The sequence below is a fragment of the Streptomyces sp. NPDC006711 genome, from assembly GCF_042869775.1.
GTDB lineage: Bacteria > Actinomycetota > Actinomycetes > Streptomycetales > Streptomycetaceae > Streptomyces.
This window is the reverse complement of the sequence record NZ_JBIAGO010000017.1, coordinates 153,308-161,500: the sequence shown is the minus strand read 5'-3', so window position 1 is coordinate 161,500 and position 8,193 is coordinate 153,308. Positions and strand designations below refer to the sequence as shown.

Annotated in this window: 10 protein-coding genes; 6 read left to right on the top strand and 4 right to left on the bottom strand. The window is 72.6% G+C overall.

All coding sequences use genetic code 11. The features are described 5' to 3' along the window. Nucleotides 1-176 precede the first annotated feature (176 nt). On the bottom strand, nt 177-968 hold the full coding sequence (locus ACFYM2_RS28050; protein ID WP_388460112.1) for a SigE family RNA polymerase sigma factor: 792 nt from the start codon (nt 966-968) through the stop codon (nt 177-179). Nucleotides 969-1,161: 193 nt separating this feature from the next. Between ACFYM2_RS28050 and afsQ1 the strand changes: the two genes are divergently transcribed. The 5 genes from afsQ1 to ACFYM2_RS28025 all read left to right on the top strand — a co-directional run bounded on the left by afsQ1 (nt 1,162) and on the right by ACFYM2_RS28025 (nt 4,924). Beyond that, the gene (gene afsQ1, locus ACFYM2_RS28045; RefSeq protein WP_189762146.1) at nt 1,162-1,839 is read left to right on the top strand and encodes a two-component system response regulator AfsQ1; all 678 of its coding nucleotides are present in this window, start codon (nt 1,162-1,164) and stop codon (nt 1,837-1,839) included. 40 nt (nt 1,840-1,879) lie between these two features. Further along, nucleotides 1,880-3,385 carry a sensor histidine kinase gene (locus tag ACFYM2_RS28040; RefSeq protein WP_388840050.1) on the top strand — a complete coding sequence of 502 codons (1,506 nt, stop codon included), beginning with the start codon at nt 1,880-1,882 and terminating at the stop codon, nt 3,383-3,385. Then, entirely contained in the window at nt 3,382-4,017 is a 636-nt protein-coding gene (locus tag ACFYM2_RS28035; RefSeq protein ID WP_388840047.1) for a hypothetical protein, read from the top strand. The genes ACFYM2_RS28040 and ACFYM2_RS28035 overlap by 4 nt, the downstream gene beginning before the upstream one ends. A gap of 58 nt (nt 4,018-4,075) precedes the next feature. Further along, nucleotides 4,076-4,627 carry a VanZ family protein gene (locus tag ACFYM2_RS28030; RefSeq protein WP_388460106.1) on the top strand — a complete coding sequence of 184 codons (552 nt, stop codon included), beginning with the start codon at nt 4,076-4,078 and terminating at the stop codon, nt 4,625-4,627. Nucleotides 4,628-4,720: 93 nt separating this feature from the next. Next, complete coding sequence (locus ACFYM2_RS28025) at nt 4,721-4,924, top strand: PspC domain-containing protein (protein WP_350232300.1); 204 nt, start codon at nt 4,721-4,723, stop codon at nt 4,922-4,924. 15 nt (nt 4,925-4,939) lie between these two features. Here ACFYM2_RS28025 and ACFYM2_RS28020 read toward each other — a convergent pair whose 3' ends face one another. The 3 genes from ACFYM2_RS28020 to ACFYM2_RS28010 all read right to left on the bottom strand — a co-directional run bounded on the left by ACFYM2_RS28020 (nt 4,940) and on the right by ACFYM2_RS28010 (nt 7,287). Further along, nucleotides 4,940-5,632, bottom strand: coding sequence for a hypothetical protein (locus ACFYM2_RS28020; RefSeq protein WP_359003520.1), 693 nt, complete (start codon nt 5,630-5,632; stop codon nt 4,940-4,942). Between the two features lie 76 nt (nt 5,633-5,708). Continuing rightward, nucleotides 5,709-6,008 carry a hypothetical protein gene (locus tag ACFYM2_RS28015; RefSeq protein ID WP_350232298.1) on the bottom strand — a complete coding sequence of 100 codons (300 nt, stop codon included), beginning with the start codon at nt 6,006-6,008 and terminating at the stop codon, nt 5,709-5,711. 124 nt (nt 6,009-6,132) lie between these two features. After that, nucleotides 6,133-7,287 (bottom strand): adenosine deaminase, encoded by a 1,155-nt coding sequence (locus ACFYM2_RS28010; protein ID WP_359003523.1) that lies wholly within the window; start codon nt 7,285-7,287, stop codon nt 6,133-6,135. 129 nt (nt 7,288-7,416) lie between these two features. On the opposite strand from ACFYM2_RS28010, the gene ACFYM2_RS28005 reads away from it, so the two are divergent. Beyond that, complete coding sequence (locus tag ACFYM2_RS28005; protein ID WP_388460101.1) at nt 7,417-8,181, top strand: alpha/beta hydrolase; 765 nt, start codon at nt 7,417-7,419, stop codon at nt 8,179-8,181. Nucleotides 8,182-8,193: the final 12 nt, after the last annotated feature.

The window sequence follows — 8,193 nt, the reverse complement described above, 5'->3', positions numbered from 1 at the left end:
TCGTGGGGGGGGGGGGGGGGGGGGGGGGGGGGGGGGGGGGGGGGGGGGGGGGGGGGGGCCGCCCGCCCCCCGGGCCCCCCCGGCCCGGGGGGGGGGGGCCGGGCCCCCCCCCGCTCCCCCCGGGGGTCCCCGTGTCCCCCGTGGACCCCCGTTTCCCTTTCCCCTCCCCCAGACCTTCAGGCCACCAGCTCGCCGAAGGACTCCTCCTCGTCACGGCCGAAGCTGAGGACGTCGTCCTCGCGCAGCCGGCGCAGCGAGCGCCAGATGCTTGACTTCACCGTGCCGACACTGATGTTGAGTATGTCCGCGATCTCCGGGTCGGTGCGGCCCTCGTAGTAGCGCAGGACCAGCATCGTGCGCTGCGTCTCGGGAAGGCGGGCCAGCGCCTGCCAGAGCACGGCGCGCAGTTCGGTGCCGCGCATCGCGTCCGTGTCGCCCGCCGTCTCCGGCAGTTCCTCGGTCGGGTACTCGTTCAGCTTGCGCCGCCGCCAGGCGCTGATGTGCAGATTGGTCATCGTGCGGCGCAGATAGCCGCCGACCGCCGCCTTGTCGCTGATGCGGTCCCACGCCCGGTAGGTGGAGAACAGCGCGCTCTGCAACAGGTCCTCGGCCTCGAAGCGGTCGCCGGTCAGGTGGTAGGCGGTGGCGTACAGGGAGGCGCGGCGCTCCTGGACGTAGGCGGTGAACTCCGCCTCCGACAGGCTCGCCGGCTCCCCCGAGCCCTCCCGGTACGCCGCTTCTCCGCCGGTTTGCCACGCGTCGCCCCCGGACGGAACCGAAGGGGCCTCCACCACCGTCATGTAGGGCAGCGTCATACGAGGGTCCTGCTGCGCGGACGGCGTGTGCTGACGCCCGGCGCCGCGAGCGCACCCCCGCATGCTCGCGGCACCGGACTTCTCGGTGCTCCGTACGACGTCGTGGAGACGCGTCACAACTGCGCTGGAGTTGGTGCTGTGCAGTGCTTTCATCTCGCGCCCCCCGTCGGGTGGAGTCTGTGTTTCATCGGCGTGCTGGGTTACGAGGAAGAGCCTGCCCGGGCAGTTTCATGGGGTTGTCCTTCGACTGTCACAGAGGCGTCACAGCCGTCGTGGCGCACGTCCGCGCGGTCCGGGGGCAGGACGGGGGTCGTACTCCTTCCCCCCATGGGCCAGAATGACCTCTGTGCCTTTCCTGTTGCTGATCGAGGACGACGACGCCATCCGCACGGCCCTCGAACTCTCCCTGTCACGCCAGGGCCACCGTGTGGCCACCGCGGCGACGGGAGAGGACGGCCTGAAACTGCTGCGCGAGCAGCGGCCGGACCTGATCGTGCTGGATGTGATGCTGCCCGGGATCGACGGCTTCGAGGTGTGCCGCCGCATCCGGCGCACCGACCAGCTGCCGATCATTTTGCTGACCGCGCGCAACGACGACATCGATGTGGTGGTGGGCCTCGAATCCGGGGCCGACGACTACGTTGTCAAGCCGGTCCAGGGCCGGGTGCTCGACGCCCGGATCAGGGCGGTGCTGCGCCGCGGCGAGCGGGAGGCCACCGACTCGGCGGCGTTCGGCAGCGTGGTGATCGACCGGGCCGCGATGACCGTCACCAAGAACGGCGAGGACCTGCAACTCACCCCCACCGAACTGCGGTTGCTGCTCGAACTGAGCCGCCGCCCCGGGCAGGCGCTCTCCCGCCAGCAGTTGCTGCGGCTCGTGTGGGAGCACGACTACCTGGGCGATTCCCGGCTCGTCGACGCCTGTGTGCAGCGCCTGCGCGCCAAGGTCGAGGACGTGCCGTCCTCGCCGACGCTGATCCGTACGGTCCGTGGCGTGGGCTACCGCCTGGACACCCCCTCGTGAACCTGTCACACCGTCCCCGTACCCCCCAGAAGCAGGGCAAGTGAAGCGAGCTGTACTCGCCGGTCTGCGCTGGACCAGTCTGCGGCTGCGGCTCGTCGTCGTGTTCGCGCTCGTCGCGCTCACCGCCGCCGTCTCCGCCTCCGGCATCGCGTACTGGCTCAACCGCGAGGCCGTGCTGGTGCGCACCCAGGACGCGGCGCTCAACGACTTCCGCCAGGGCATGCAGAGCCGGGCGGCGTCCTTGCCGTTGCAGCCGGCCGAGCACGACCTCCAGAGCGCCGCCCAGCAGATGGCGGACAGCTCCAACTCCCGGTACAACGTGGTCCTCGTGGACGAGCGCGCCCCGGGCAAGCCGATCGTGGGCGCGTCCGACCTGGACGTCTTCACGCTCGGCGACGTGCCCGCCTCGCTCCAGGACGCGGTCACCAAGAAGGAGAAGGTCACCCAGACCAACGCCTACCCGTACCACCTGTTCTGGCAGCGCGTCACGCTGCACGGCCATCCCTACCTGGTCGGCGGCACCAAGGTGATCGGCGCGGGGCCGACCGGCTACATGCTGGCCCCGCTCGACCAGGAGCGGCGCGACCTCAACTCCCTGGCCTGGTCGCTCGGCATCGCCACCTTCCTCGCACTGCTCGCCTCCGCGCTGCTCGCGCAGGCCGCCGCCACCACCGTGCTGCGGCCGGTACGGCGCCTCGGGGACGCGGCGCGCAGACTGGGCGAGGGCAAGCTCGACACCCGCCTTCGGGTGTCCGGCACGGACGAACTCGCCGATCTGTCACGGACGTTCAACCGCACGGCGGAGGCGTTGGAGAAGAAGGTCACCGACATGAGCGCGCGTGAGGAGGCGAGCCGCCGTTTCGTCGCCGACATGTCGCACGAGCTGCGTACGCCCCTCACCGCGCTGACGGCCGTCGCCGAAGTCCTCGACGAGGAGGAGGACAGCCTCGACCCGATGATCGCGCCCGCCGTGCGGCTCGTGGTCTCCGAGACGCGGCGCCTGAACGTCCTGGTCGAGAACCTGATGGAGGTCACCCGCTTCGACGCGGGCACCGCGCGTCTGGTCCTGGACGACGTGGACATCGCCGACCAGATCACCGCGTGCATCGACGCCCGGGCCTGGCTCGACGCCGTCGAACTGGACGCGGAGCGCGGCATCATGGCCCGCCTCGACCCGCGCCGCCTCGACGTGGTCCTGGCCAACCTGATCGGCAACGCGCTCAAGCACGGCGGCTCCCCGGTGCGGGTCTCGGTGCGGGTGGAGGGCGAGGAGCTGATCATCGCGGTACGCGACCACGGGCCCGGCATCCCCGAGGACGTACTGCCGCACGTCTTCGACCGGTTCTACAAGGCCAGCGCCTCACGGCCGCGTTCGGAGGGCAGCGGGCTCGGTCTGTCCATCGCCATGGAGAACGCGCACATCCACGGCGGCGACATCACCGCCACCAACTCCCCCGAGGGCGGCGCCGTGTTCGTGCTGCGCCTGCCGATCGACGCCACGCCGCCCGCCGGCCCCCGGACGCCGGAAGGAGACGCGGCGCAGTGAGAGGACCCCTGCACCGGCCGGCCGTCATGCTGGCCGGGCTCATGACGCTGGGCGCGGCCGCGTCCGGCTGCGGCATCCGCCCCACGTCCGTCCCCGTCGATGCGGGCCCCGCGCCGTCGCGGGTGGCGTGCACGGTGTCGCAGGACGCGCTGACCCCGCAGTTCGAGGGCGTCACCGTCCAGGTGTATCTGGTGTGCGGCGCCCAGCTGGTCACGGCCGAGCGTTCGGTACGCATCCCCGAGAGCAAGGGCGCGGCCGACCGGGTCCGTTTCGCGCAGGCGCTGCTCGACGCGCTCATCGCCCCGGCGTCGGGCGAGGAGAAGGACGCCGGGTACACCACGGCCCTCAAGGGACCGCTGACCGTCTCGGCGGCCCGCCCGGGCGACCCGGCGGGCACGCTGCGCCTGAGCCGCGAGCCCGAGGCCCTGTCCGCCGTGGCGCTCTCGCAGGTGGTGTGCACGTTCGCGGAGAACACCCCGGCCGCGCCGGACGCCCAGCAGATCCTGCTCGGCGGGCCCGGCGGGGATCCGGCGCGCGGCTACAGCTGCACCTCCGAGATGAAGTCCCGCCCCGACAGCACGGCCACCCTCGGCGAGATCGCCCCCTCCCCGCGGGCCCGGGGGAGCTCCTAGGGGGGAATCACCCGGGCGAGGCGGAACCGTTCCCGCCGCCGGCCGCGTCTTGGGCAGCGTGCAGCAGCGTGAAGGTCAAGGCGGCGACGCCGTCATCCGGTTCCGCGTGGTGGGATGCGTGCTCCTCCTCGCGCATCTGCTGCTCGTGGCATGGGTCACCCTGCGTCCACGGGACGTGCTGTGGGTGACCGCCACCAATCTGACCCCGCTCGCCGGCATCAAGGCCGATCTGGCGCTCGGCCCCCTGGAGGCCGCCCACCGCATCGGCGAGGGGCTTCTGCTGCTGGCGCCGCTCGGGATACTGCTCCCGCTGGCGGGCGGCCGCCTCTCGGTCTCCCCGCTCGCCTCGCTGGTCCGTACCGTCCTGGCCGGCGCGCTGATCTCCCTCGGCATCGCCCTGCTCCAGACGGCCGTGCCAGGACAGGTGCCCGATGTCGACGCGCTGCTCCTGAACACCACCGGTGTGGCCCTGGCCCACCTCGCGGTGGTACCGGCGGGCCGGCGCGGCATACGCCGCAGGAACCAGCGCGTGGGCCCCGCCCCCGTCCTTCGGGAGGACTCCCCTCAGGGGCGCACCCCGACGATTCCCAGGGTCGGGATCGCCCCGTAGCCCGAGGCCGCGCGCCGCGCCGGGCTGGACCATGGAGACATCACGAGGGAGCCCACGCAGAGGGCTCCCCGCCCGCTCCCGAAGGAGCCTTCCATGAGCGCCTCTCTCGTCCGACCCACCGAAGGCCGCATGATCGGCGGGGTGTGCGCCGCGCTCGCACGGCGTTTCGGCACCTCCGCGTCCACGATGCGCGTGATCTTCCTGGTGTCGTGTCTGCTTCCGGGACCGCAGTGCGTGCTCTATCTGGCCCTGTGGGCCCTGATCCCCGGCGAGAAGTCGCCCCGCGCCGCCTGGTAGATCACCGCCGGCAGGTCAGCCGGTCCCGGACCTGGCCAGTTTGGCCAGCTGTACGTCGGCGATTTCGCGCGGCACCCGCACCGCCGGGGCCCAGCGCCCGGACAGGTCGATCGCCATGAACCGCACGACGGTGGCGCCCCGGCGCACGACGACGATGTGCACCGGCGCGGGCGCCTGCCGACTCGGCGCGGTGGCCGTCCAGCTGACCGATTCTCCGCCCGAGACGTCGTAGGGCACCGCCCGCACGTCCTGATAGGTCGCCTCGCGGCCGTCCAGCAGGGTGGCGAAGCCTGTCCCGCAACGGGTCAGCGCGGTGCGCAGCCGGATCATCAGGTCCCGGGCGTCCGGCTCGGCGTAGGCGGAGAGCGAAGCGGACACGGCGAGGCCGGGCACGCTGCGGGAGCCGAGGCCCCGGTTCACGGTCGCGCGGGCGCGGTCGTCGGGGCGTTCGCCCATGACTTCGGCGAGCGGCGCGCAGGCGGTCCGGTCGGCGCGCGGGGTGCCGCGGGTGTCATCCGGCGAGGGGTCGCCCGACACCCGGTAGCCGGGCACGTCGGCGGCCGCGAGCGCGGCGCGCGCAAGGGCGGCGCGCGCCGGGGAGGAAGCGTCCGCGAAGCCGTCGGGCCCACCGCGCGGTCCGGCGCAGGCCGCCGCGGTCACCGCGGTCAGGGCGAGCACCGCCGCTCGGGCGTACGCCGTCGGACGCATGATCCGGACCCTACTCGGACACCCGAGGGGCGCGCACCCGGCTCACGGGTGCCCGCCCCTGGCGGGCCGGCCGAGGTCAGCCGGAGAGACCCGGCAGTCCGCCCGTGTTGAGGCTGCCGGCCACCGGACCCGTGGGCAGTCCGCCGAGGAGCCCGGCGACCGGGTCGGAGCTGGTGCCCTTCTTCTGGCCGGCCAGCGCCTCGGGGGAGGCCGCGGGCACCGCCCGGGCGACGACGCCGAGCGGGGTGCCGGCGGTCAGGCTCGACACCGTTCCCATCGGAAGCGCGGGGGCGGCGGAGGCCGTACCGGTACCGACGGCAGCGAGGGCGGCGGCGCCGAGAGCAACGACACCGATCGTCTTGGGGGACTGCTTCATCAGAGGTTCGTCCTTGGGAAGGGGAGGGTGGGCGGCTCGCCAAGGTAGTCACGCCGGGACCCGGGGGCAAACACCCGAAAACGGCCGGGCGTTCGGCCACCCGGCCGTTCCCGTCCGTCGGGGATCAGCCGCTCGCGGAGGCGGAACCGCTGGTCGTGGCCGTCTGCTGGAACAGCCATTCGGATTTCAACTCGGCATAACCGGGCTTGATCACCTCATTGATCATCGCGAGCCGTTCATCGAAAGGAATGAACGCGGATTTCATCGCATTGACCGTGAACCACTGCATGTCGTCGAGCGTGTAGCCGAACGCCTGCGTCAGGTGCTCGAATTCCTGGCTCATGCTGGTCCCCGACATCAGCCGGTTGTCGGTGTTGACGGTGGCCCGGAAGTGCAGGGTGCGCAGCAGCCCGATGGGGTGGTCGGCGTAGGAGGAGGCGGCGCCGGTCTGGAGGTTGGAGGTGGGGCACATCTCCAGCGGGATCCGCTTGTCGCGCACGTACGAGGCGAGCCGGCCGAGCTTCACGCTGCCGTCCTCGGCGACCTCGATGTCGTCGATGATGCGCACCCCGTGGCCGAGCCGGTCGGCGCCGCACCACTGGAGCGCCTGCCAGATCGACGGCAGACCGAAGGCCTCGCCCGCGTGGATGGTGAAGTGGTTGTTCTCGCGCTTCAGGTACTCGAAGGCGTCGAGGTGGCGGGTGGGCGGGAAGCCCGCCTCGGCGCCCGCGATGTCGAAGCCGACCACGCCCGAGTCCCGGTAGGAGTTGGCCAGTTCGGCAATCTCCAGGGCGCGGGCGGCGTGCCGCATGGCGGTCAGCAGCGCGCCCACCCGGATGCGGTGGCCGCCCGCGCGGGCCCGCTTCTCCCCTTCGCGAAAGCCCTCGTTGACGGCCTCGACTACCTCGTGGAGGGTGAGGCCGCCCTCCAGGTGCTGCTCGGGCGCGTAGCGCACCTCTGCGTAGACGACGCCGTCCTCGGCCAGGTCCTGCGCGCACTCGGCGGCGACGCGGAAGAGCGCGTCGCGGGTCTGCATGACGGCGCAGGTGTGCGCGAAGGTCTCCAAGTACCGTTCGAGGGAGCCCGAGTCGGCGGCCTCGCGGAACCAGATGCCGAGCTTGTCGGCCTCGGTCTCGGGCAGGCCTTCGTACCCGACTTCACGGGCGATGTCGATGATGGTCCCGGGGCGCAGACCCCCGTCGAGGTGGTCGTGGAGCAGCACCTTCGGGGCACGGCTGATCTGATCCGGGGTGGGCACGGATGCGGTCTGGCTCGTCATCTGCGCACTCTAGCCCCTACGCGCGTAGATCGCCGGGTGTCGGGCGTCCGGGCGCCCGGGCGTCGTCGATACGTAACAGTGACCGTGCGGACGGGTGGCGTACACCCGGGCTTCTGAGACTGTTCTGCCATGGCACAGCAAGCGATTCCCCTGCCTGCTGCCCGGCTGGGACGGGCCGTCGGTGCGACCGGCGCCGGCGCGACGGTCAGCGGTGTGGTCCTCGTGCTCCCGGACGGCGACCCCGTCTCGGCACGCCGGCCCTCCCCCTTCTCCTACGCGGCCGCGCTGCCCCTGGCCCGCAGACTGGCCAGGGACGGCCGCGCGGCGGGCCTGGTGGCGCACGGCGTGCACTACCGCGCGGGCGGCTGGAACGGCGGCGACGCCCGGCTCGCCCTGGACGCCCAGTGGGCGGCCGACGAGGCCGTACGCCGCTACGGCGACGTCCAGGTGTGCCTCGCGGGCCACGGCATGGGTGCCCGCGCGGCGCTGCGCGCGGCGGGCCATCCGGCGGTCAACTCCGTTCTGGCGCTCGCCCCTTGGATCCCGCCGGACGACCTGACGGCCGCCGGGGAGCCGGTGAAGCAGCTCGTGGGGCGGCGGGTGCTCATCGTGCACGGCACCAATGACGCGCGCAGCGACCCCGAGCTCTCCTACCGCCTCGCCGAGCGCGCCAAGAAGGCCAACCGGGACACCTGCCGCTTCGAGGTCCACTCCGACGGCCACGCGCTGCGCCAGCACCGCCCCGAAGTGCACGCGCTGGCCGTGGACTTCGTGCTTGGGACCCTGTGCTCGCGCCCGTACGCCCGACCGGTCGAGGACGCCTTCGCAGCGCCTCCGCCGCTGGGGCTGCGCATGCCCCTGGCCGCCGGGTTCGGCAAGTCCCTTCACCCGTAAGGGACTTGGCTG

What these genes read in the sequence shown, in the direction of transcription:
- ACFYM2_RS28050 (WP_388460112.1), bottom strand. Translation starts at nt 968, where the DNA reads ATGAAAGCACTGCACAGCACCAACTCCAGCGCAGTTGTGACGCGTCTC.
- ACFYM2_RS28025 (WP_350232300.1), top strand. Translation starts at nt 4,721, where the DNA reads ATGAGCGCCTCTCTCGTCCGACCCACCGAAGGCCGCATGATCGGCGGG.
- ACFYM2_RS28020 (WP_359003520.1), bottom strand. Translation starts at nt 5,632, where the DNA reads ATGCGTCCGACGGCGTACGCCCGAGCGGCGGTGCTCGCCCTGACCGCG.
- ACFYM2_RS28015 (WP_350232298.1), bottom strand. Translation starts at nt 6,008, where the DNA reads ATGAAGCAGTCCCCCAAGACGATCGGTGTCGTTGCTCTCGGCGCCGCC.
- ACFYM2_RS28010 (WP_359003523.1), bottom strand. Translation starts at nt 7,287, where the DNA reads ATGACGAGCCAGACCGCATCCGTGCCCACCCCGGATCAGATCAGCCGT.
- ACFYM2_RS28005 (WP_388460101.1), top strand. Translation starts at nt 7,417, where the DNA reads ATGGCACAGCAAGCGATTCCCCTGCCTGCTGCCCGGCTGGGACGGGCC.